Raw genomic sequence first — 22,979 nt, forward strand, 5'->3', positions numbered from 1 at the left:
GAGCGGATGCCTGCGGCATCCGCTCTTTGCTTTTGATGCTCAATCCGAGTAAAGATTCAAACAGTAATGAATGTCAAACAGAGGCACCCCTCTCCGCTTCGGAGAGGGGAAGGGGGTGAGGTCGTATCTTCACCCCATGCTCCCGATTGAAGAAATACTGAAGCAGCTTGGCCTCGTCCTGCTTGTGGGCGGGCTGATCGGTGCCGAGCGCGAGTTTCGCAGCAAGTCGGCCGGATTCCGCACCATGATCCTGATCTGTCTCGGCTCCTGGGTCTTCACATCGCTGTCGATGACCATCTCGCATACCACCGACGACCGTATTGCCTCGAATATCGTAACGGGTATCGGCTTTCTCGGCGCCGGAGTCATCTTCAAATCCGACAACCGCATCAACGGCATCACCACCGCGGCGACCATCTGGGTGGCGGCCGCCCTCGGCATGGGCATCGCCGACGGCGCCTACGCGCTGGTGCTCTGCTCCACGGCCGTGGTATTGCTCGTGCTCTGGATGCTTACAACGCTCGAGCGGGTCATGGACCGGGTCAACCAGTCGCACACCTACCGCATCGTAGCCGATTACAAGGAAAACCTGCTGAAAGAATATGAGCAGCTGTTCGATGAATGCAACCTGAGTTATAAGCGGCTCAAGCGTACCAAGCGCGGCGACAGCATCATCGGGATGTGGTATGCGCAGGGCACCGAGAAGAACCACAACAAGTTTACAAAGCAGCTGATGCACCATCCCTCGGTGCGCGAGTTCGAGTTCTAGGAGGGATAAAGAGAAAGAACGCAGATTTTTTTGATTGATTTGATTTGCGCAGCCTTCGACTATGCTCAGGCTGACAATGTCATGGTGAGCTTGCCGAACCATGCGTGCGTCAGCCAATCATAAAAAATCACAACTGATCTGCGTATTCCGCCCGCGGAATCAGCGTTCCTTCTCTCCCGCAGGCTTCCACAGCCTCGCTTCAGCCGCTTTCACGAGGTTGCCGATATCGATCTTTTTCATGCATTTGAAATGACCCAGCGGGCAGCGGTCGCGGCCGGTGTCGGTGCAGGGGCGGCACCACATTTTTTCCACCTGTATATCTACGGAATCAACCGGGTTCCGACGTTGGTGGGCTTCGCCATAATAAGGACCATTGCCCTGCGCCGGAACGGTACTGCCCCAGACGGCGATCACGGGGCGCTTGAGTGCCGCGGCCACCTGCATCAGGTCGTGGTCGTGCGTCACCACCAGCTTGGCCTTGCGCAGCAGGTCGGCCTGCTCGTGGAAGGAAAACTTGCCACAGGCATTGTAGATCTTGCCCGGGTCGAGGTGTTGCAGCGTGTCGCCGTTTGCAGCATCGGCGGGGTCTCCCAGCACAATGATGGGATGCCCGAGCTGCGTACAGAAGATCGCCAGCTGCTCCATGGGCAGCCGGTTCGTGGGCGCGCCGCTGATCACCAGCGCCAGGAATCCCAGCTGGTGCGATGTAGGGATGTCGGAATAAGGCACCTCTTCCGACGCCGGGATGAAATAGTCGAGACCGGCGCCATCGTTTCCAATACCGAGCGGACGCAGGGCCTCGAAGTAGCGGTCAACCGTATGCTCGCGCGGAGGCCCGGGGCGGTGCCTGAACTCCATCAGGTGATCGGTCCAGCGGTGACGCGGGGCGCGGAGCGACCGGGTTTCGAGCACCTTCATCAGGTAGTGCGACGTTGTGTTGTTCTGCAGGTCGATGATGTGGTCGTACGCTTCCGCCAGCAGCTTTTCGTTGAGCACCGGGCTCACATCGTAATCGAAATACGCATCGATATTGGGATTGGTCCCGAGCGCGTCGCGGTATGCGCGCACGGCCAGGAGGTGCACGGTATGCCCCGCCCGCTTCAGGCAGCGGAACACCGGTGTTGCCTGCACCAGGTTGCCGGTGCCGCCGAACAGGATAACCAGGATCTTCATGAGCGCCCTTTTTGAAGTATTTTAAACACTTTACCGGCAATCAGCAGCGGTGCAATACCGCGCATGCAGGCCCGGTCGTTGGGACAGTCTTTGTTGCCGAACACCGACGAAGGCCGGCAGGCCAGCTCGATCTGCACCGCGTTGGCGGGATCCTGGCGCCAGCCGTAGAATCCCAGCCAGGGATGCGTGCCGCCCCACACAGATACTACCGGCACGCCGTAAAGCGAAGCGAGGTGCATATTGGCGGAGTCCATGCTGATCATCACGTCGAGGCCGCCGATATGATCGAGCTCTTCTCCGAAGGACATCTTGCCGGCGAGGTTGCGCACCCGCGGGATCTCCTGCTGCCACGCATCAAACTGGGCTGCGTCGCCCTTTCCGCCAAAAAGGAAAACACGGTTTTGCTCATCCCGGCAGATGTGGCGGATGGCTTCGGCCATCAGCTCCGGCGGGTAGGTCTTTTCACGAAAGGCCGCAAACGGCGCTATACCGATAAAGCGGATGCCGGCAGCAGTGCCCTGGCGCATATCCGGAGGAACGTTGGCCTCCGGGAACGCATAGGGCGCCGAAAGTTCAACGGCGCAGCCCAGCGCGCCAAACACCTCCGCATAGCGCCGGTGCATCGGCTTCAGCGGGCGCAGCTGCTTGTTCTCGGCACGGGTGAGTTCCTTCTTCTCGGCGCGGCCCTTGTCGAGCGCCGCGGCCGGTATGCCGGTAAAGCGGAAGTAGGCACGAAGTATCTTGGTGCGGAGCACGTTGTGCAGGTCGGCGATGCCGGTATAGCGTTCCTGGGACCGCAGCTCGCGGAAGAGGCGGTAAAGACCCGGCACGCCCTTATGCCGGCCTTTGAGATCGGCCGCTACAAAACGCAGGCGGGGTATGCCGTCGAAGAGCGGGCGCACAAAGGCGGTAGACACATAGGTAACCTCGAGCTCCGGGTTTTGGGCGAGCGCCAGGCGCAGCACGGGCACGGTCATGGCCACATCGCCGAGCGAGGAGAAGCGGAAGACGAGCAGGTGCGCGCGCGCCACGTTATTGTGCGGATTTCTGGTAAAGAACCGGGTTGAGCGATTCGTCGTTGTACATCTTCATCTGCTTATACACCTTCATGTATTTGCGGCCGGCGGCGATGTCTTCCAGCAGCGCATCGATGGCACCCGAAAGGTCTTCGCGCTGTTGTAATAATACGGCCAGCTTCTCCCCTGCCTTCGCGCGGTGCTCGTCGGAAGCATCGGTACGCTCCGCCTCCACCTGCATGTGGTAGATCTTGAGCGCCAGGATGGACAGGCGATCGATGGCCCAGGCCGGGCTCTCGGTATTGATGGTGGCGCCGGTAAGCGGCCGCACGTCCTTGTACTGCTGCAGGAAATAGCTGTCGATATATTCCACCATATCGGTGCGCTCCTGGTTGGAGGAGTCGATGCGTCGCTTGATGGCGAGGGCACCCACCGGGTCGATATTCGGGTCGCGGATGATATCCTCGAGGTGCCACTGCACGGTGTCGATCCAGTTTTTCACGTAAAGCAGGTGCTCCAGCGAGCCGGCCGCATACGGATTGTTCACCGGCGTATCCACATGATCGTGCACGTGGTAGTCGGCGATGCTTTGCCGGAAGATCCGGTTGCAGGTATCGGAAATCATAGCTGCAAATATAGATAAAGTGGCGCCTGCGGCGCCTTGAGAGAAAGAACGCAGATTTTTTATGATCTATTATGATGCGCGTAGATATCGGTACCAACATCCGCTCAAATCATAACCGATCTGCGTATTCCGCTGGCGGAATCAGTGTTCTTTCTCAGCTCTCGGTATAGTTGAGATCCTTATGGAACGTCTCTTCCGTAAAGACTGCAGCCACCACCGTCACTACCATCACCACGATGCCCGTGATCAGGCCCGCCTTCAGCAGCGACCAGCCCCAGCTGTCCTGGAAAAGCTCCTTGAACATCATGTTGATCAGCACCAGCCCGCCGCGAACGAGGTTGGGAATGGTGGTGGCGGCGGTGGCGCGCAGGTTGGTGCCGAACTGCTCGGCGCCCATCGTAACGAAGATGGCCCAGAAGCCGGTGCTGAAGCCCAGGAAGGCGCAGATGCCGTACATGCGGGCGTCGCTGTTGTTCCAGCTGCTGAAGAAAAGAGCGATGCCGATGGCACAAAGCCCGTAGAACAGGAACAGGGCTTTCTTGCGGCTGCGGAAGGCCTGGCTCACAAAGCCGATGAGGATATCGCCGATGGCGATGCCGATATAGGCATACATGATGGCTTTCCCGCTCACGACGGCGTTGTCGCCGTAAAGGCCGCCGGCAAAGCGGTTGCTCAGGTTCACCAGCACCCCGATCACGTACCAGGTGGGCAGGCCGATGAGGATGGCGAGGAAATATTTGCGAAAGCGCCGGCCGTTGTTGAAGAACATCAGCACGTTTCCGCGCGGCGCGTCGGATGCCCGGACCTCATGAAACATGCCGCTCTCGGCGACGCGGATGCGGAGCAGCAGGAGGGCCACGCCGAGGCCGCCGCCGATCTTGTAGCAAAGCCGCCAGTTTTCATCGGTAAGCTGGAAGGTATAGAAGGCAGCCACCGCGCCGAAGAGCCCGATGCCGGCTACGAGCGAGGTGCCGACGCCGCGCTTCTCCTTCGGAAGCAGCTCGCTCACCAGCGTGATGCCCGCGCCAAGCTCGCCGGCAAGGCCGATACCCGCCGCGAAGCGCGCCATCGCGTACTGCTCCACGGTTTGCACGTAGCCGGTGAGAAAGTTGGCCACCGAATAAAGCAGGATGGAGCCGAAAAGCACGCTGAGGCGGCCTTTCTTATCGCCCATAATGCCCCAGCCGATGCCGCCGATCAGGAGGCCGACCATCTGCCAGTTGATGATATGGGTGGAAGCTGCCAGCACCGCTTTGGCATCGCCCATATTCACCCCGATACTGCGCAGCGAAGGCTCGCGCACGATGGTGAACAGCAGCAGGTCGTAGATGTCGACGAAATAGCCCAGGGCGGCCACGATGAGCGCCAGGCTGAAAAGGGATTGCCCTTTAAGTGCGGTATCAGAGGACAGCGTTGCGGTCTTTTTCATCGGTAGGAACAACGTGCTTTTTAGCAAAGAACAGTTTCCAGAGAACGGGCAGGGTGGTTACTCCGATGATGATGAGTACAACAGCCTCGATGTGATCTTCCAGCTTGATATGAAACCTTTCCCACACCCAATCGCGCAGGAAGTACCCACCCAGCATCATCGATGACACCCAGGCGATGGAGCCGAGAATATTGTACAGGAGAAAAACGCCGAAGGGCATCCGTACGATGCCTGCAATGATCGGTGCAAACGTCCGGATCACCGGGAGAAATTTCGCCAGGAAGATCGTTCCCTTGCCATTCTTGTTGTAAAATTCCTGCGCCCGGAGCAGGTGCTTCTTGCGAAACAGCCAGGTTTCCTTCCGCTCATAGATCAGTGGGCCCGTTTTATTTCCGAACCAGTAGCCAACGAGGTTCCCGATAACCGAAGCAATCATCACCAGGGAAAGAATCAGCGCCACCTTCCAGCCGGCAAATTCACCGTCACCAATATGCTCACAGAATTTGACGATATACATACCGGCCGCAAACAGCAGCGAGTCGCCCGGGAGAAAAAAGCCGACAAACAAACCGGTCTCGGCAAAAATGACGAACAGCAGGATATACAAGCCGCCGTTCTCGATGATCCAATGAATCAGGTTATTCAGCATTAAGAAAGGTTCTAGGGTTCTGAGGTTCTAGGGTTCTGAGGTTGGGTTTATGCGGCCTGCGACACCGGGCCGGCGTTTTCGAGTTCGCCTTCCCACTTGCTCACCACGCTGGTGGCGATGGAGTTGCCCACCACGTTGGTGGCGGTACGGAACATATCGCAAAAGTGATCGATGGGCAGGATGAGGGCCACTCCCTCGGGAGGGATCTTGAACATGGCGCAGGTGGCCAGCACCACCACCAGCGAAGCGCGCGGCACGCCGGCGATCCCCTTGGAGGTGAGCATCAGCACCAGCAGCATCGTCAGCTGCTCGCCGATCGGCATGTGAATGCCATAGGCCTGCGCGATGGCCAGCGAGGCGAAAGTCATATACATCATTGAGCCGTCGAGGTTGAACGAATAGCCCAGCGGCAGCACGAAGGCCACGATGCGGTCGCGGCAGCCGAAGCGCTCGAGCTCCTCGGTCAGTTTCGGGAAGACGGCCTCCGAACTTGTGGTGCTGAACGCCACCAGCAGCGGCGAGCCGATGCGGCGGAGCAGCTCGAAGATGCGGCCCTTGAGGATGAGACCGCCGGCCGTGAGCAGCAGCACCCACAGCAACAGGATGCCAAAGAGGAAGAGCAGGTAATAGCGCCAGTAAAAGCCGAGGATCTCGGTGCCGTTGGTGGCGATGACGCCGGCGATGGCCCCGAAAACGCCAAGCGGCGCGAAGTTCATGACGTAGTTGACGATCTTCAGCACGATGTGCGATACGCGCTCGAGCGCCACCACCACGGGCCTGGCATAGTCGCCGATAGCGGCCGCGCCGACACCGAAGAAGATCGAGAACACCACGATCTGGAGGATCTCGTTGGCGGCCATCGCTTCCACGAAGCTTTTGGGCACCACGTGCTCCACGAAGTTTTGCAGCGAAAAGCTTTTGCCCTTCGTGGCCAGGTCGGCCAGACCGGCGGCATCACCCTTCGACAGGTTGATGTACTGTCCCGGCTGGAAATAATTCACGAGCAACATCCCGAGCAGCAGCGAGGCCAGCGAAGCGGTGATAAACCAGAGGATCGCCTTGCCGCCCACGCGGCCCACCACTTTGAGGTCGCCGAGCTTGGCGATGCCCACCACGAGGGTGGAGAAAACCAGCGGCGCGATGATCATCTGCACGAGGCGGATGAAGATGGTGCTCAGCAGCTTGATATTCTTGCCGAAGTCGGTACGGAATTGCGTGCTTCCATTATTAAATACATAGAGCCCCACCAGAAAGCCGAGCACCATGGCAACCAGGATATAAACGGTAAGCCTTGTTCCTTTATTCATATACACGCATTCGGAGGGCCGAAAATCGGAAAAAATAGCTTGTGGCGCGAAACTTAATTGCAGCGCGGGCTTCCGCCTGTATAAAACAACATTCCCCCGTATTACATTATTGCTTTATTTTACGACCTTATTATCCGATCAAACAACTAATTGTTTATGAGTCTGTTCATCAAGAAGCCCCTGGCCCAGATCATGGCGCAGGCGGCCGACAACGAAAAAGGCCTGAAGCGTACGCTCGGTGCCGGTAACCTCGTTGCGCTGGGTATCGGAGCCATCATCGGCGCCGGTCTGTTCGTTCGCACCGCCGCCGCCGCCGGCCAGGCTGCCGGTCCGGCCGTAACGCTTTCCTTCATCATCGCCGCCATCGGCTGCGCCTTCGCCGGTCTTTGCTACGCCGAGTTCGCCTCGATGATCCCCATCGCCGGCTCCGCCTACGCCTATTCGTATGTGACCATGGGCGAGCTCATCGCCTGGATCATCGGCTGGGCCCTTATCATGGAATACGCGCTTGGTGCCGCCACGGTATCCATCGCCTGGAGTGAATACCTGAATAAGCTATTGGAGATCCTAATGGGAAAAGGGAATGGGGTTCCATATGAATGGTCGCACTCACCCTTTGAAAGCATGACCATCGACGGGGTACTGCACCACGGCATCATCAACGCACCGGCCCTCGTCATCCTGCTGCTCCTCACGCTGCTGCTGATCCGCGGCACCCAGGAAAGCGCCATGGTGAACGCCATCATCGTTTTCATCAAGGTTGCCATCGTGATTCTCTTCATCGCCATCGGCTGGCAGTTCATCCGCCCCGAAAACCACACGCCTTATATGATCCCTGCCGGCACCGCTCCCGTTGTCGATGCATCGGGCAAGGTGCTCCATAGCTACGACGGTGTGTTCAAGCATGGCTGGGGCGGCGTTCTCGGCGGCGCGGCCATCGTGTTCTTCGCCTTCATCGGCTTCGACGCCGTGTCTACCGCGGCACAGGAAGCCAAGAACCCGAAGCGCGACATGCCCATCGGCATCCTCGGCTCGCTGGTTGTCTGCACCATCCTCTACATCCTCTTCGGCCACGTGCTTACCGGCGTTGCTCCCTGGAAAGATTTCGTTGACCCCACCAAGGGCGCCGAGGCTTCCGTTGCCTATGCCATCTCGCAATACATGCACGGCTACGGCTGGCTCTCCACCGCCGTTACGGTGGCCATCCTCGCCGGCTTCTCCTCGGTGATCCTCGTGATGCTGATGGGCCAGAGCCGCATCTTCTACACGATGTCGAACGACGGCCTGCTCCCGAAAGCATTCGGCGACCTGCATCCCAAGTACAAGACGCCCTACAAGGCCAACTGGATCCTGTTCGTGTTCGTAGGCCTCTTTGCCGCCTTCGTTCCGGGCTCCGTTGCCGGCGACCTCACCTCCTTCGGTACCCTGTTCGCCTTTGTGCTGGTAAGCCTCGGCGTACTGATCCTCCGCCGCAAGGAGCCCGATATGGTTCGTCCCTTCCGCACGCCGGCCGCACCCGTGGTGTCGATCCTCGGCGCCGTTATCTGCACCGGTATGATCGTAGCCATCGACACGCGCACGCTGCTCGTGGCCTTTATCTGGATGATCATCGGCCTCGTCGTTTACTTTGCCTACAGCAAGAACCGCAGCGCCCTCCGCGCGCATGCCGACGTGCTGCCCACGGCATCCGACTTCGAGCGCACCCGCCCGTAACGCAACTACTTCCAATAGAAAAGCCGCTCCCCGAGCGGCTTTTTTCATAAATTTGCCGGCCTGCCCCCTTCGGCTGCGCTCAGGGTGACAGGTAATACAGAGACGGACAAGGGCATTGTCGTCCTGAGCGTAGCCGAAGGACAACCTCAAAACCACAAAACCCCAAAACCCTATTCTATTATGGGTCGCATATTCGAAGTACGCAAATCCGCCATGTTTGCCCGCTGGGACAAGATGGCCAAGAACTTTACCCGTATCGGCAAGGAGATCATCATCGCCGTGAAGGCCGGCGGCCCCGACCCCGGCACCAACGCCGCCCTCCGCCGCTGCTTCCAGAACGCCCGCAGCGTGGGCATGCCCAAAGACCGCGTGGAGGCCGCCATCAAGCGCGCCCAGGGCAAGGAACTGATCAACTACGACGAGATCCTCTATGAAGGCTACGCGCCCCACGGCGTGGCCGTACTCGTGGAGACCGCCACCGACAACCACGTGCGCACCGTGGCCAACGTGAAGTCGATCTTCAACAAGGGCGGCGGCACGCTGGGCAACAGCGGCTCCGTGGCCTTCCAGTTCAAGAAGATGGGTGTATTCAAGCTGAAGCCCGAAGGCCTCAGCCAGGAAGACCTGGAGCTCGAACTCATTGACTTCGGCCTCGAAGAGCTCGGCGAAGGCACCGGCGAAAACGGCGAGGAAGTACTCGTGCTGCGCTGCGCCTTCCCCGACTTCGGCAACCTGCAGAAGGGCCTCGAGGAAAAAGGCATCAACCCGCTCAGCGCCGAGATCGAATGGATCCCTACCACCACCGTGGAGCTCAGTGAAGAGCAGGCCCAGGACGTGCTCAAGCTCGTAGACAAGCTGGAGCAGGATGAGGATGTGCAGAAGGTGTTTCACAACCTGCAGTGAGATCGCAGATGTCAGATCTCAGATTCCAGATTATCAGATTCCAGATTATAAAAAACGGATCGCTACGCGATCCGTTTTTTATTGACGCAAAATCTGAGATCTGACATCTGAGATCTGAGATAGCTTTGCACTATGGAGCATCCCATCATTCTCTTCGACGGTGTGTGCAATTACTGCAATGCGATCGTTAATTGGGTGATGCGGATCGATCGCAAGGGCGTCTTTCGCTTTGCAACGCTGCAGTCGGCCACCGGCCAGCAACTGTTGCAGCAGCATGGCCTGGGGCCACAAGCGCCCGACTCGGTGGTGCTGATCGAGCATGGGAAAGCCTTTGTGAAGTCGGACGCCTCGCTGCGCATCGCCCACCACCTGCCCTGGTGGCTGCAGGAAGTACGCCTGCTTTGGATCGTGCCCCGCCCCTTCCGCGATGCCATCTATGATACCATCGCCCGCAACCGCTACAAGTGGTTTGGCAGGAAAGAAGCCTGTATGGTGCCGACGGCGGAGCAGCGGGCGCGCTTCCTGAAATAGAGAAAGAACGCTGATCTCCTATAGAGCCGTCATTGCGAGCGCAGCGAAGCAATCCCCCTATCTATGGCACTGCTGCTTTACTTCGGGAATAGGGCAGTGCCATAGCTGTGGGGATTGCTTCGTCGTCTCCTTCCAGTCGTCTCCTCGCAATGACGGCATTAAAGGAGCGTTCTTTCTCTCCCATTCCTCCATCAAAGACTGATCTCCCCCTGCATAAATAGCGCACATTTGCCGCTCATGAGCACGCGGTCGCCGTCGAGGGCGCACCAGAGGTCGCCGCCGCGGGGTGACTGCTGGCGGCAGTGCAGCTTTTGCGTGCCGAGCTTCTGCGCCCAGTAGGGCACTATGTTGCAGTGCGCCGAGCCCGTGACGGGATCTTCGGGAATACCGGCACCGGGGTAAAAGCAGCGCGACACCACGTCGGCGGAGCGGCCTTTGGCGGTGACGATAACGCCGATGGTGTCGAGGTCTTTCATGATGGTGTAATCCGGCTCCACGGCCAGCACCGCGTCTTCATCGGGCAGCACCACGAAGTAGTCGCGCGAGCGCAGGATCTCCACGGCATTGCTGATACCCAGCGAAGGCAGCAGCTGCTCCGGCACGTCGCAGGCTTCGGGCATGCGGGCGGGGAAGTCGAGCGTATAGAGGCCGTCTTTTGCCGAAGCCTTCAACGGGCCCACCTTCTGCGTGGTGAAGTGAATGTCCTGCACGTGCGGCTCGAGGAAATTCTTGATCACGTAGGTGGAGGCAAGCGTGGCGTGGCCGCAGAGATCGATCTCGTATTCGGGCGTGAACCAGCGGATATGATACGAGCCTTCGAGCCCGGCCTGGTCGTCTTCATTCTTCACGAAGAAGACCGTCTCGCTCAGGTTGTTCTCCATGGCGATCTGTTGCATCAGCGCATCGTCGAGCCAGCCTTCGAGCGGGATGACGGCGGCGGGGTTTCCTTTAAAAACGCTTTCGGCAAAAGCGTCTACCTGGTAGATGGGAAGTTTCATGCGCTAAAAATAAACCGCGGTGGCCTTGGCGAAACGGTACAGTTACGGGCTTGTTTCTTCGAACAGTAGGGAAACGCGCGGGCGCGTTTTGTTCACGAAGGCACGACGGCGCAACGGCACGACGTTTATTTGGCGTACGCACATTTGTTTTTTCGTCGTGCCTTCGTGCCGTCGTGCCGTTGTGCACCTGACCACTCGTGGTCAGCCGGTTACACGAATGCTGCCGATTATTAATGCCTCCGTGCAGAACGACAGGTTCGAGGTGGTGTTTAACCGCGGATCAAGATCCTGATGCTGCGCATCAGGATGACAGGAAGCCAAGAGGATATTGCGGGCGGCCCGGGTGGCAGTTGCAAGGCCGGGAGCCGCACCACGGGCCGCCCGGTTGTCTTCTTCAGGCCCTGTCATCCCGATCGCTTGCGATCGGGATCTGATGCTATCGCCCGCTCTTCATTCCGGCACCCCTCCGGGGTGCGGTTTTCAATTAACGCCTGCTTACCCCGGGCTTACGCCCGGGGCTATAAAGCCGCCGCCCCTCCGGGGCGGTACGCTACCAAGACAGTTTCAGACAGCCTCTAATGCTGTTTTATAAAAGAATTTTACGACACCATCACCCGTATCGATCCTCCTTGCAAACTTGTTTTGACCCTCCAACAGGATGTTGATCCCCTCCCGCAAACCTGTTTTGCCCCTTTGACAAGGTGTTGAAGGCCTCCGCAAATTTGTTTTGGGCACTTAACAGCCTGTTGATCGCTTCCGCAAACTTGTTTTGGCCCTTCAACAGCCTGTTGATCGCTTCCGCAACGTTGAAATGCGGTTTCAACATAGTGTTGTTCGGCCCCTGCAAAAAGGATTTGGAAGTGAACACATTATTGAAAATCAATGAATTCGGCTTTTCCCGTCCCGTCAGCCATTGAGTTCCGGCTGCTTGTAAAAACGGGGCAGCACCAGCTTGTAGCGTACGGCCAGCCAGCGGATGAGGAAGATGAGGCCGATACAGAGGATCTTGGACACGTCTTCGTCGAGGGCAGAGCGGCGGAGGAAGTAGTAGGCCGTGCCGCCGGCGATGCAGGCGAGGGCATAGATCTCGCGGCGGAAGATGAGGGGTACTTTGTTGAGCAGCACGTCGCGGAGCACGCCGCCAAAGCAGGCCGACATGGTGCCAAGGGCCACGCACACGATGGCGCTGAACTCTTTCTGCACCGCTATCTCCAGCCCGATGATGGTAAAGAGCCCGATGCCCAGCGCGTCGAAAAGAAAGAGCGCCGTTTGCAGGTGCTTCAGGTAGGTGCCGAAGAACATGGTGGCCAGCGCCGACGACATGATGACGATGATGGCCGTGCTGTTATTGAGCCAGCTAACCGGCAGGTTGCCCACCAGGATGTCGCGCAGGGTGCCGCCGCCGATGGCGGTCACAAAGGCGATGATCAGCACCCCGAAGGGATCGAGGCGGCGCTCCATGGCCGAAAAGGCGCCCGCAATGGCGAAGGCGGCCGTGCCGAAGATGTCGATCAGGTGGAGGAACTGGGAGTAGTGCATGGGCGTCAATCGTCTATCGTGAATCGTGAATGCGCGCGGCGCGGTTTGTACGCCGCCGGTATCGCTTCGCGATACCGGCGGCGTCATTGCGAGCGAAGCGAAGCAAACTCCCTGACCTTAGGAATGACCGTATCCGGAAAAGCTTTTTTCGTAAATCTTCCGGTTTCAATCACCCTGCGTAATGCTGGAGTTTGCTTCGCTTCGCTCGCAATGACGGGCTATGCCCGTCGGCTTCGCAAACCCGAAGGATAACCGAATATCCCAAAAAAAGCCGTGAAGCAAATACTTCACGGCTAATCTATTCACCATTGACTATTGACCATTCACCAACTTACTCGGCCATCATCTCCAGCACCACGTCCTGGATCTCTTCGGCGTTGGGCTTGGAGAAGTAGTCGCCGTCGGAGCCGTAGGCGGGGCGGTGGGCCTTGGCCGTGATGGTGCGCGGCGCTACGTCGAGCCAGCGGTAGCCGCCCTGCTCTTCCATCACCTTGGTAAACATAAAGGCGGCGGCGCCACCGGGCACGTCTTCGTCGATGAAGGCGATGCGGTTGGTCTTCTTCAGCGAGTCGAGGATGCTGTGGTTGCTATCGAAGGGCAGCAGCGTTTGTACGTCCACCACCTCGCAGCTCACGCCCTGCTGCTCCAGCAGCTGCGCGGCCTCCAGCACCACGCGCAGCGTGGAGCCGTAGGTGACGAGGGTGATGTCGGCGCCTTCGCGTACCACTTCGGGGATGCCCAGGGGCACGGTGTAGTCGAGCAGGTTGGCCGGCAGCTGCTCCTTCAGGCGGTAGCCGTTGAGGCATTCCACCACGATGCCGGGATCGTTGGCGCGGAGCAGGGTGTTGTACATACCCACGGCCTGCGTCATGTTGCGGGGCACGCATACGTGCATGCCGCGGAGGGCGTTGAGCACCATGCCCATGGGCGAGCCGCTGTGCCAGATGCCTTCGAGGCGGTGACCGCGGGTGCGCACGATGATGGGGCAGCTTTGCTGGCCCTTGGTGCGGTAGTGCAGGGTGGCTACGTCGTCGCTCAGGGGCTGGAGGCCATAAAGCAGGTAGTCGAGGTATTGAATTTCAGCGATGGGACGCAGGCCGCGCATGGCAAGGCCGATGCCCTGGCCCATGATGGTGAGCTCGCGGATGCCGGTGTCGAAGATGCGCTCCTCGCCGTACTTGGCCTGCAGGCCCGCGAAGCCCTGGTTCACGTCGCCGATGTATCCAAGGTCTTCACCAAAGGCAACCACCTTTTTGTTGGCCGCAAAGAGCTGGTCGAAATAATTATTGAGCACCTCGAAGCCGTTGACGTTGGCGGCATCGGCGGCAAATTCCGCCTTCACCACAGGTACCTTGAGCGCGCTCTTCGGGCCTTCGTTGTATAAATAGGTGTTGTACAGCTCCTTGTTTTCGGTGCGCAGGTCGTTGTAGTAATCGCGCAGCCAGTAGGCGGCTTCGTTGTTGCCGGTGGCGAGCAGGGCCGCGTTGAGGGTGCGGAGCACGTCGCGGCGCAGGGGCTCGCGCTGGCCGGTGAGTTCTTTGGTTAATGCGTTGAGCTTATCCGCGGCGGCGGGCAGCTTGGCGGCCACGTCCTGCAGCAGGTCGGCGGCGCGGTTCACCTGGGCCTTGATGGGCGCGAGGTAGCCATCCCAGGCGGCCTGCCTGGAGGCGCGCACTTCTTCACGTACGGCAACGTCGATCTCGTCGAGTTCTTCTACCGAAGCGAGGGCATTTTCAACGATCCACTCGCGCATCTTCACGAGGCCGTCCCACTGGCGCTCCCACTCGAGGCGCTCGGTGCCTTTGTAGCGCTCGTGCGAGCCGGAGGTGGAGTGGCCCTGGGGCTGGGTGATCTCCTCTACGTGGAAAAGCACGGGGGTATGCGTTTCGCGGGCGATGCGGATGCCTTCCTCGAAGGTTTCGCAGAGGGAGGCATAGTCCCAGCCTTTTACTTTATAGATCTGGAAGCCGTTGGTGCCGTCTTCCTTCTGGAAGCCTTTCAGCACTTCGGAAATAGAGGCTTTGGTGGTCTGGTATTTCTTCGGAACCGAGATGCCGTAGCCATCGTCCCACACGAACACGGCCAGGGGCACCTGGAGCACGCCGGCGGCGTTGATGGTTTCCCAGAATTGGCCTTCGGAGGTGGAGGCGTCGCCGATGGTGGTGAAGCACACCTCGTTGCCGTTGCGGGAGAGGTCCGTTTCGTCCTCTAGTCCTTTGATGTTGCGGAAGCAGCGCGAGGCGAAGGCGAGGCCGAGGCCGCGCACCATCTGGCCGGCGGTGGGGGCGATATCGGAGGAGACGTTCTTGCGCTCGGTGAGGGGGAGCCAGTTGCCGGCATCGTCTACCCAGCGGGTGGCAAAGTGGCCGTTCATCTGGCGGCCGGCCGAGAAGGGCTCGCGCTCGAGGCTCGGGTCGGCATACAGCTGGGCGAAGAACTGGTCGACGGTGGCGAGGCCGGAGGCAAACATGAAGGTCTGGTCGCGGTAGTAGCCCGAGCGGAAGTCGCCGGGCTGGAAGAACTTGGCCATGGCCACCTGGGCCACTTCCTTGCCGTCGCCGAAGATGCCGAACTTGGCCTTCCCGGTGAGTACTTCCTTACGTCCCAGCAGGCTGGTTTCACGACTGAGCACCACCCAGCGGTAATCCTGCAGCACTTCTTCCCGGAATTTGTCGAAGGACAGCACCTCCGCAGACTCGTTCATGTGTTCCATGGGGCAAAAATAAGCGCTTCGGGCTCGGTACCGTTAAAAATTGCCGCTTCGTCGGCGGAGGTGCCGTGATTTAACGTAAAGGCGTAATTTTGGAGGCAACCCCATCAAAATGAAGCGTTTCCTGATCGCCTCCGCCCTCTTTTTCGCAGCCTTTTCCGGCCATGCCCAGTCGGCTGCCGACACCAGCGCGCTGCGCCTGCCCGAGCTGGAGTTCGACTTCGGCAAGATCCCCCAGGGCAAGCCGGTATTCCACCGCTTCGAGGTGGTGAACGGCGGCGTCGGGCCGCTGGTGCTGAGCAATGTGCAGGCTTCCTGCGGCTGCACCACGCCGGAGTGGGACCGCGAGCACCCGATCGCCGCGGGCAGCAAGGGTGAGATCAAGGTGGGCTATAATGCCGCCGCCAACGGACCGTTTGAAAAAATTATTACGATCACATACAACGGTTCCGGAACGAAAGTCATCAAGATAAAGGGTGAGGTATGGCAGGCTCCTGCCGGCCCGGCCCCTGTTAACCAATCTGTTCAATTCTTAAAACAACAAATACAGTAAGACAATGAGAAAGCTCCTCCTCGCCGCCGCCCTCCTCGTTGGCGGCCTGGCTGCCCAAGCCCAGGAAAAAGTTGACAACGCCGTTAAGATCAGCACCGAGCGCTACGACTTCGGTAAGATCAAGCAGGGCGTTCCGGTAAACACGGCCTTTGAGATCAAGAACATCTCCGACAAGCCCCTCGTGATCGAAAGCGCTACCGGCTCCTGCGGCTGCACCACCCCCACGGTTCCCAAAGAGCCCATCGCTCCCGGCGCCACCGCCAAGCTGCCCGTTAACTACAACGCCGCCGCTATGGGTGTGTTCAACAAGACCGTTACCGTGAAGTTCGCCGGCATCACCGAGCCCAAGGTACTCACCATCACCGGCGAGACCCTCGACGAAGCTGCTTACACTAAGTACCAGGCTGAAAAGCCCGTTGACACCAAGACCAAGGTGAAGAACGGCGGTACCAAAGAGAAGACCAAGGTGAAAGCCTGAGGAATAACGAATATCGATCAGAGAAAATCGAATATCGAAGTAAAAAGCCCCGACCTGCGTCGGGGCTTTTGCATTTAATGCTCAATATTCAATGCTCAATTTTCAATTTTCAAGGCGGATAGCTCCACTTGAGAGTTGTACATTGAACATTGATTATTGAATATTTTCATCTCCTTCCGTCGCTGACCTGTCCAACGTTTTGCAGATTACCCCATTGCCACATTACGCCATTACCCCATTACCTTTGCCTCATGCTGCAGATCTCCCAGCGCGGCCAGCAGATGCCGCCCTCTCCTATCCGGAAGCTTGTACCTTTCGCCGAAGCCGCCAAGAAGCGCGGCATGCATGTTTATCACCTCAATATCGGCCAGCCCGACGTGGAAACGCCGCCCGCCATCCTGGATGCGGTGCGTCATGCCGACATCAAGGTGCTCGAGTACAGTCACAGCGCCGGAAACGAAAGCTACCGCCGCAAGCTCACCGGCTATTATAAAAAGGTAGGCATCAACGTAACGCCGGAAGAGATCATCGTCACCACGGGCGGCTCCGAGGCCATCCAGTTCGGCTTCTTCACCTGCCTCAACCCCGGCGACGAGGTGATCGTGCCCGAGCCCTATTATGCCAACTACAACGGCTTCGCCGTGGCGGCGGGCGTTACCGTGGTACCCATCACGGCCCGCATCGAAAACGGCTTTGCCCTGCCGCCGATCGCCGACTTCGAAAAGGTGATCACGCCGAAAACGCGCGCCATCATCGTGTGCAATCCCAATAACCCCACCGGTTACCTCTACAGCCGCGCCGAGATGGAAGCGCTGAAGGAGATTTGTCTTAAGCACGACCTGTACCTGTTTTCCGACGAAGCCTACCGCGAGTTTTGCTATGACGGCGCCTATATCAGCGCCCTGCACCTCGAGGGTATGGACCAGCACGTGGTGCTGATGGACACCGTGAGCAAGCGCTACAGCGCCTGCGGTGCCCGCCTCGGGGCTTTCGTTACCAAGAACAAGGAAGTGCTGGCAGCGGCGATGAAGTTCGCCCAGGCCCGCCTCTCCCCTCCCGGCCTAGCCCAGATCATGGGTGAAGCGGCGGTAGACCTGCCCGATTCGTATTTCGACGCACCCAAGGCTGAATACCAGGCCCGCCGCGACCTATTGGTGAGCCGCCTCAATGCCATGGAAGGCGTGTTCTGCCCCAACCCGGGCGGCGCCTTTTACGCCATCGCCCGCCTCCCCATCGACGACTCCGATGCCTTTTGCCAATGGCTGCTCGAGTCCTTTGAGCTCGATGGCAAAACCGTCATGCTGGCGCCCGCAACCGGCTTCTATGGCACGCCCGGCCTCGGCAGGAACGAGGTGCGCCTTGCCTACGTGCTCAACCGCACCGACCTCAGCGAGGCCATGGATTGCCTGGAGGCAGCGCTGAAAGTGTACCCGGGTCGGGTGCTCAGCAATGAAACTGCGGCAGCGACGGTATAGACCGCACGCGTAAAACCCATCCCCAGCCCTTCCCAAAGGGAAGGGGGCGTCTCGGGAAGTGTTACAGTGTTTGGAACAGTCTTCAATTTGACGCAATACTACAAAGAGCGGATGCCGTAGGTATCCGCTCTTTGTATTAGTAGCACCGAACAGAAAACTGGTTGAAACAATAGTAAACTACCCGAGAGTCACCCCTCCCCACCCGGGGACGGGCCGGGGGTGGGGCCAGCTCATCCGCGGAGGCACAGCATTTGCATAATCGCTTTCATCACTTCATCTAAAACTCACCCCCTCTATGGCACATAGTGAAAACTACGGCAGCTGGCATGCCGACAATGAATTCCAGCCCAATGAAGGCAAGACCGGCATCGTCAACGTCGGGCAAACGGAGCGTCTCTTCAGCACCGCGATGGGCGCCTTCCTGCTTTCCTCCGGACTGGGCAACCTGTTCAAGCATCCCATCAACGGACTGGTGAAGACGGCCATCGGCGGCTTCCTGCTGTACCGCGGCACCTCGGGCAATTGTCCCCTGTACAGCGCCCTCGGCAAGCAGGCCGGCGTGGAGCGTACCGACGCCATCAACATCCGCACGAACCTGATCGTGAACAAGCCGAAGGATGAAGTGTACCGCTTCTGGCGCAAGCTCGAAAACCTGCCCCTTTTCATGAAGCACCTCGCTGCGGTTACCGAGATCGATGAAAAGCATTCCCACTGGGAAGCCATGATCCCCGGCGGCATCGGCCGTATCAAGTGGAACGCCGAGATCGTTAAGGAAGAAGAAGGCTATATGATCGGCTGGCAGTCGATCCCCAACGCCACGATTTCCAACGCCGGCAAGGTGGTCTTCCACGATGCCCTCGGCGGGCAGGGTACGGAGCTCGAAGTGGTGATCTCCTACCATGCACCTGCCGGTGAGCTCGGCGCGGGCATCGCCAAGGCACTCAACCCGGTATTTGAGCGCATCATCCGCCAGGACGTGATGAACTTCAAGGAGTACATCGAAACAAAGCACAACGGCGGCCCGGGGGCATCTTCCTCCGCGGGTGCAGCCCCCGGCTCGTCTTCAGGCGCGGCCGCCGGTGGCACCGGCTCGGGAGCGGCTTACGGCAACACGCCGCAGGGCTCACAGCCCGCGAGCGGCAACGCCCCCGGTAATACAGGCAGCACACCCTCCATGCATGCCAACCCGGGTAACAGTGCCAGCAACGACAACCCCGGCTACCAGGCACATTAAACAACAAAGACCAGGAAAATAAAAAGCCTTCCGTGCATCCGCGGGAGGCTTTTGCTTTTGTCCCGCACCGCCCTCCGGCCTTTCGCAACGCAGGGCAGCGGGCGCCTTCCTATCTTCACCGCTGCTATGCGCACGTTATTTACCGACTTCAAGATCGAAAAACGCCTGCTGACCGCCCTCGCCGAAGGCGGCTACGAGCAGGCTACGCCCATCCAGGAAAATGTGTTCTCCCTCGCCATGAGCGGCGCCGATGTATGCGGTATCGCGCAGACCGGCACCGGCAAAACCCTGGCCTACCTCCTGCCCCTGCTCAACAGCTGGAAGTACGACAAGGCCAAGGAGCCAACGATGGTAGTGCTGGTGCCCACCCGCGAGCTGGTAATCCAGGTTGTGGAAACGGCGCAGCGGCTCACCGAAAAGATGGGTACCACCATCGTCGGCATTTATGGTGGGGTCAACATCAACACACAGCGCCTGCAACTGCAGTCGACGGGCGCCGACCTGATCGTGGCTACGCCCGGCCGCTTTTACGACCTGGCCGTCACCGGCGGCTTCAAGGTGCGGAGCGTGCGCAAGCTGGTGCTCGACGAAGTGGATGAAATGCTCAACCTCGGCTTCCGCGCGCAGCTGCGCAACATCCTCGAGCTGCTGCCGCAGCGGCGGCAAAACCTGCTCTTTTCGGCAACGATGATTCCCGAGGTGGAAACCTTTGTTGATGAATACTTCCAGGACCTGCAACGCGTGGAGGCGGCCCCCGCCGGCACACCGGTGGAAAGCATTTCGCAATGGGCCTACGAAGTGCCGAACTTCCATACCAAGATCAACCTGCTGCGCCTCCTGCTGCGCGACCCCGACCTGAGCCGGGTGATCGTGTTTGCCGCTACCAAGTCGCTCGCCAACGACATCCACGAGCTGCTGGCGCAAGATGACCCCGAGATGGTGGGATTGATCCATTCCAACAAAGAGCAGAATTACCGTATTGCTACGGTGCGCCGCTTCGCCGAAGGCACGCTGCGGGTGCTCATCGCCACCGATATCGTGGCGCGCGGCATCGACATTTCCGGCGTCAGCCATGTCATCAACTTCGATCTGCCTGAAGAATCCGCGCAGTATATTCACCGCATCGGGCGCACCGGCCGCGCCGACCAGAAAGGCAGCGCCATCTCCTTCCTGCTGCCGAAAGATGAAGCAGCGCGTGAAGCCATCGAAGCGCTCATGGGATTCGCCATCCCGGTGCGGGAATTACCGGACGACCTGGAAATCTCCACCCAGCTGACCAAAGACGAAATCCCGAAGGAGTTTATCGAGGAAGCCGCACCACCGAAGAAATACGAGGGCGGCGGGGCCTTCCACGAAAAGAAGGCGAAAAACAAAAAAGTTAACACGGTGATCAGCCGCAAGGAGCGCATGATGAAAAAATACGGCAAGCCCATCAAGCGCAGCGGCCGCAAAAAATAACCCATGACGCACAACGACCCGTTGCACGGAAAGACCCTGGCGGTAATTCTCGAAACACTCCTGGCGCGATATGGCTGGGACGGACTCGCCGCGCGCATCCCGGTGAACTGCTTCCGGAATGATCCCAGCATCAAATCAAGTCTCACTTTTCTGCGCAAAACACCGTGGGCGCGCAAAAAGGTGGAAGACCTGTATATCAGTTCACTCGATCATTAAGATTCGGCCGCGAGCGGCCTCGTCCACAACAACACAACAGCACGAAGGCACGACGTTGTTTTATTATACGCTCCAATAGTTCCAATGAGCTGGCAATCGCACCCGCAATGGGTGTTGCGTACAGGCATATTTTTGATCGCGCCGTGGTGCCGTAGCGCCTTCGTGCAAAAAAAGAGGGCCGCAAGGCCCTCGTTGAAACTATTTGCCGGGTTGGCTTGGCCGCACTTCGATCTTGCTCGGCAGGGTGCGCGGGTGCATCCGCAGCAGGTCTACCACGATCTGGCCGATATCCTCCGGCTGGATCTTCCAGGCATCGGCTTCGTTCGGTGTATGATTGTTGAAATGCGTGGCTACCGAGCCGGGCATGATGGTGGTGACCTTGATGCCGTACTTCCGCAGGTCGAGCATGACGGCCTGGGTAAAGCCCACGAGGCCGAACTTGCTGGCGTTATAGGCAGAGGCGTTCTCGAAGAAATTGGTGCCCGCCAGCGAAGCCAGCGTGATGAGGTATCCCTTCGAGGCCTTCAGTGCGTCGATAGAGGCTTTCACGGTGTTGAACACACCGGTAAGGTTGGTGTCGATCGTTTCGCGCCACTGCTCGTAGCTGAGCTGATCGATCGGTGCGAAATGGCCCACACCCGCATTGGCGAGTACGAGGTCGAGCTGGCCAAAATGCTCCAGCACGGCTTCAATGGCCTTTTGCTCCGAGGCAGCGTCGGCCACCTGCGAGGCGATGCCCAGCACCCGCGACGGGTCGCCGCTCAATTCCCTGGCGGCCGCCAGCGCGGCGTCCTCGTGGCGGCTCGTGATGGCTACGCGCATTCCCTGTTCCAGTAAGGCTTTCGCAACTCCGAACCCGATGCCTTTCGAGCCACCGGTGATATAGGCTACTTTATCCTGCATAAGATTTCTTTCTTTTTAGAAAGCGAATCTAGGTGCCGGCCAGATGCCACACAACGGTGCAGTATGCCGCCACGTTACTCCCGCCCTTATCAGTTACGCGCGGCGTTCAATGCGCGGTAGCGCAACAGCGCTTCCACGAAATAATAATCCGCATAAGTCAGCGCTACATCCACCTCGGAGCCCGCGGGCAGGTGCCCTACACTGTGTCGCAGCAGGAAGCCGCCATTGGTGCCCGGCGTCGCCCGGTAGCCGGCACTCATCAGTGTATGCAGTATTGTGGTTGCGGCCGCTGTATAACGTTTACTCATTTTCGCATCACTGTATCCCTGCAACTCAAGCAGTGCCGACGCGATGATGGCCGCTGCCGACGCGTCGCGCGGGGCATCGGGAATACCCGGCGGATCGAAATCCCAGAAAGGGATCTTATCCGCCGGCAGGCGCGGGTGCTCCAGCAGGAAGCCAGCGATGCCCTGCGCCTGCTCCATGAAGCGCGGGTCGCGGGTTTCGCGGTACATGAGTGTATATCCGTAAAGCCCCCAGGCCTGTCCGCGTGCCCATGCGGATGCATCCGCATAGCCCTGCGCCGTACGCTTCTGCAGCACGGCACCCGTAGCGCTGTCGTAATTGACCACGTGGTACGAACTGTAGTCGGGACGGAAATGATTCGCCAGCGTCGTCTCCGCATGCTTCAGCGCAATATTGCGGAATGAGGGGTCACCACTCTCCCGGCTTGCCCAGAAAAGCAACTCCAGGTTCATCATGTTGTCAATGATCACCAGGAACTCACCCGGCTTTGCATTCCAGGAACGGATGGCCCCGACTTTTGCATTGAAGCGCGTGGCAAGCGAGCGCGCCGACTGTAGTAATACGGAACGATATTCCGGCTTCGGATCAATGCGCAGGGCATTGCCGTAGCTGCAATACATCATGAAGCCCAGGTCGTGCGTGGAAGTGTTGTACTGTTCTTTTTCCAGCAGGGGCAACACACGCACCGCTTCGCGGTAGAGTGCCGAATCCTTTGTTGCCTCAAACAGGCAGAGCAGCGTGCCCGGGTAAAAGCCGCTGCACCACCAGCCGGAGCCGCTGGTGGTGAGCTGGCCCGTCTTCGGGTCCCAGTTGCGGGGCAGCTTGCCGGCAGGCAGCCCGCGCAGCAACATTTTGTACTGCGCGGCACTTTGCTGCAGCACGCTGTCCGAAGCCGGCAGCAACTGCTGCTTCGCGTTGCGGCGCGCAGGCGAACATCCTGCCAGCAGGCAGCCACCAAGCAGCATTGCAAATAGCGTTCGACCGATATACATCA

At 59.1% G+C, this 22,979-nt stretch carries 21 protein-coding genes; 10 read left to right on the top strand and 11 right to left on the bottom strand.

Annotated features, from left to right (window positions below; genetic code table 11):
- Nucleotides 1-136: 136 nt before the first annotated feature.
- Nucleotides 137-769 (top strand): MgtC/SapB family protein, encoded by a 633-nt coding sequence (locus EPD60_RS05615; RefSeq protein ID WP_165871422.1) that lies wholly within the window; start codon nt 137-139, stop codon nt 767-769.
- A 159-nt stretch (nt 770-928) separates the two neighbouring features.
- Here the strand turns inward: EPD60_RS05615 and EPD60_RS05620 are convergent, their stop codons facing one another.
- From EPD60_RS05620 to EPD60_RS05645, 6 genes are all read right to left on the bottom strand, one after another.
- Nucleotides 929-1,942 carry a glycosyltransferase family 9 protein gene (locus EPD60_RS05620; RefSeq protein WP_131447705.1) on the bottom strand — a complete coding sequence of 338 codons (1,014 nt, stop codon included), beginning with the start codon at nt 1,940-1,942 and terminating at the stop codon, nt 929-931.
- Complete coding sequence (locus EPD60_RS05625; protein ID WP_131447707.1) at nt 1,939-2,973, bottom strand: glycosyltransferase family 9 protein; 1,035 nt, start codon at nt 2,971-2,973, stop codon at nt 1,939-1,941. Before EPD60_RS05625 ends, EPD60_RS05620 begins: the two co-directional genes overlap by 4 nt.
- A gap of 1 nt (nt 2,974) precedes the next feature.
- Nucleotides 2,975-3,583, bottom strand: coding sequence for a DUF4254 domain-containing protein (locus tag EPD60_RS05630; protein ID WP_131447709.1), 609 nt, complete (start codon nt 3,581-3,583; stop codon nt 2,975-2,977).
- Between the two features lie 154 nt (nt 3,584-3,737).
- Nucleotides 3,738-5,012 carry an MFS transporter gene (locus tag EPD60_RS05635; protein ID WP_131447711.1) on the bottom strand — a complete coding sequence of 425 codons (1,275 nt, stop codon included), beginning with the start codon at nt 5,010-5,012 and terminating at the stop codon, nt 3,738-3,740.
- Nucleotides 4,984-5,661, bottom strand: coding sequence for a DedA family protein (locus tag EPD60_RS05640; protein WP_131447713.1), 678 nt, complete (start codon nt 5,659-5,661; stop codon nt 4,984-4,986). The genes EPD60_RS05635 and EPD60_RS05640 overlap by 29 nt, the downstream gene beginning before the upstream one ends.
- A 47-nt stretch (nt 5,662-5,708) precedes the next feature.
- Nucleotides 5,709-6,968 carry a dicarboxylate/amino acid:cation symporter gene (locus EPD60_RS05645; protein ID WP_131447715.1) on the bottom strand — a complete coding sequence of 420 codons (1,260 nt, stop codon included), beginning with the start codon at nt 6,966-6,968 and terminating at the stop codon, nt 5,709-5,711.
- Nucleotides 6,969-7,124: 156 nt separating this feature from the next.
- Here EPD60_RS05645 and EPD60_RS05650 point away from each other — a divergent pair, with 156 nt between their 5' ends.
- The 3 genes from EPD60_RS05650 (at nt 7,125) to EPD60_RS05660 (ending at nt 10,115) form a co-directional block, all read left to right on the top strand.
- Entirely contained in the window at nt 7,125-8,681 is a 1,557-nt protein-coding gene (locus tag EPD60_RS05650) for an amino acid permease (protein WP_131447717.1), read from the top strand.
- Between the two features lie 180 nt (nt 8,682-8,861).
- Nucleotides 8,862-9,584 (top strand): YebC/PmpR family DNA-binding transcriptional regulator, encoded by a 723-nt coding sequence (locus tag EPD60_RS05655; protein ID WP_131447719.1) that lies wholly within the window; start codon nt 8,862-8,864, stop codon nt 9,582-9,584.
- 132 nt (nt 9,585-9,716) lie between these two features.
- Nucleotides 9,717-10,115: a thiol-disulfide oxidoreductase DCC family protein gene (locus tag EPD60_RS05660; protein ID WP_131447721.1), complete on the top strand. Its 399-nt coding sequence runs from the start codon at nt 9,717-9,719 to the stop codon at nt 10,113-10,115.
- A 191-nt stretch (nt 10,116-10,306) separates the two neighbouring features.
- On the opposite strand, the gene EPD60_RS05665 is transcribed toward EPD60_RS05660, so the two are convergent.
- The 3 genes from EPD60_RS05665 to EPD60_RS05675 all read right to left on the bottom strand — a co-directional run bounded on the left by EPD60_RS05665 (nt 10,307) and on the right by EPD60_RS05675 (nt 15,365).
- On the bottom strand, nt 10,307-11,113 hold the full coding sequence (locus EPD60_RS05665; RefSeq protein ID WP_131447723.1) for a PhzF family phenazine biosynthesis protein: 807 nt from the start codon (nt 11,111-11,113) through the stop codon (nt 10,307-10,309).
- 906 nt (nt 11,114-12,019) lie between these two features.
- Nucleotides 12,020-12,652, bottom strand: coding sequence for a trimeric intracellular cation channel family protein (locus tag EPD60_RS05670; RefSeq protein WP_131447725.1), 633 nt, complete (start codon nt 12,650-12,652; stop codon nt 12,020-12,022).
- Nucleotides 12,653-12,983: 331 nt separating this feature from the next.
- On the bottom strand, nt 12,984-15,365 hold the full coding sequence (locus EPD60_RS05675; RefSeq protein WP_131447727.1) for an alpha-ketoacid dehydrogenase subunit alpha/beta: 2,382 nt from the start codon (nt 15,363-15,365) through the stop codon (nt 12,984-12,986).
- 109 nt (nt 15,366-15,474) lie between these two features.
- Here EPD60_RS05675 and EPD60_RS05680 point away from each other — a divergent pair, with 109 nt between their 5' ends.
- The 6 genes from EPD60_RS05680 (at nt 15,475) to EPD60_RS05705 (ending at nt 20,776) form a co-directional block, all read left to right on the top strand.
- The gene (locus EPD60_RS05680; protein WP_131447729.1) at nt 15,475-15,915 is read left to right on the top strand and encodes a DUF1573 domain-containing protein; all 441 of its coding nucleotides are present in this window, start codon (nt 15,475-15,477) and stop codon (nt 15,913-15,915) included.
- Between the two features lie 4 nt (nt 15,916-15,919).
- A complete protein-coding gene (locus EPD60_RS05685; RefSeq protein ID WP_131447731.1) occupies nt 15,920-16,393 on the top strand; it encodes a DUF1573 domain-containing protein in 474 nt (157 codons plus the stop codon).
- A gap of 251 nt (nt 16,394-16,644) precedes the next feature.
- Complete coding sequence (locus EPD60_RS05690; protein ID WP_131447733.1) at nt 16,645-17,868, top strand: pyridoxal phosphate-dependent aminotransferase; 1,224 nt, start codon at nt 16,645-16,647, stop codon at nt 17,866-17,868.
- A gap of 295 nt (nt 17,869-18,163) precedes the next feature.
- Nucleotides 18,164-19,102, top strand: coding sequence for an SRPBCC family protein (locus EPD60_RS05695; protein ID WP_131447735.1), 939 nt, complete (start codon nt 18,164-18,166; stop codon nt 19,100-19,102).
- A gap of 126 nt (nt 19,103-19,228) precedes the next feature.
- A complete protein-coding gene (locus tag EPD60_RS05700) occupies nt 19,229-20,560 on the top strand; it encodes a DEAD/DEAH box helicase (protein WP_131447737.1) in 1,332 nt (443 codons plus the stop codon).
- Between the two features lie 3 nt (nt 20,561-20,563).
- The gene (locus EPD60_RS05705) at nt 20,564-20,776 is read left to right on the top strand and encodes a VF530 family protein (RefSeq protein ID WP_131447739.1); all 213 of its coding nucleotides are present in this window, start codon (nt 20,564-20,566) and stop codon (nt 20,774-20,776) included.
- Between the two features lie 198 nt (nt 20,777-20,974).
- On the opposite strand, the gene EPD60_RS05710 is transcribed toward EPD60_RS05705, so the two are convergent.
- Nucleotides 20,975-21,679, bottom strand: coding sequence for an SDR family oxidoreductase (locus EPD60_RS05710; RefSeq protein WP_131447741.1), 705 nt, complete (start codon nt 21,677-21,679; stop codon nt 20,975-20,977).
- Nucleotides 21,680-21,768: 89 nt separating this feature from the next.
- Nucleotides 21,769-22,977, bottom strand: a complete 1,209-nt coding sequence (locus EPD60_RS05715) for a glycoside hydrolase family 88 protein (protein ID WP_243647766.1) — start codon at nt 22,975-22,977, stop codon at nt 21,769-21,771.
- Between the last annotated feature and the right edge of the window lie 2 nt (nt 22,978-22,979).

Origin of the sequence: Flaviaestuariibacter flavus, assembly GCF_004337505.1 — a bacterium.
Taxonomy (GTDB): Bacteria; Bacteroidota; Bacteroidia; order Chitinophagales; family Chitinophagaceae; genus Flavisolibacter; species Flavisolibacter flavus.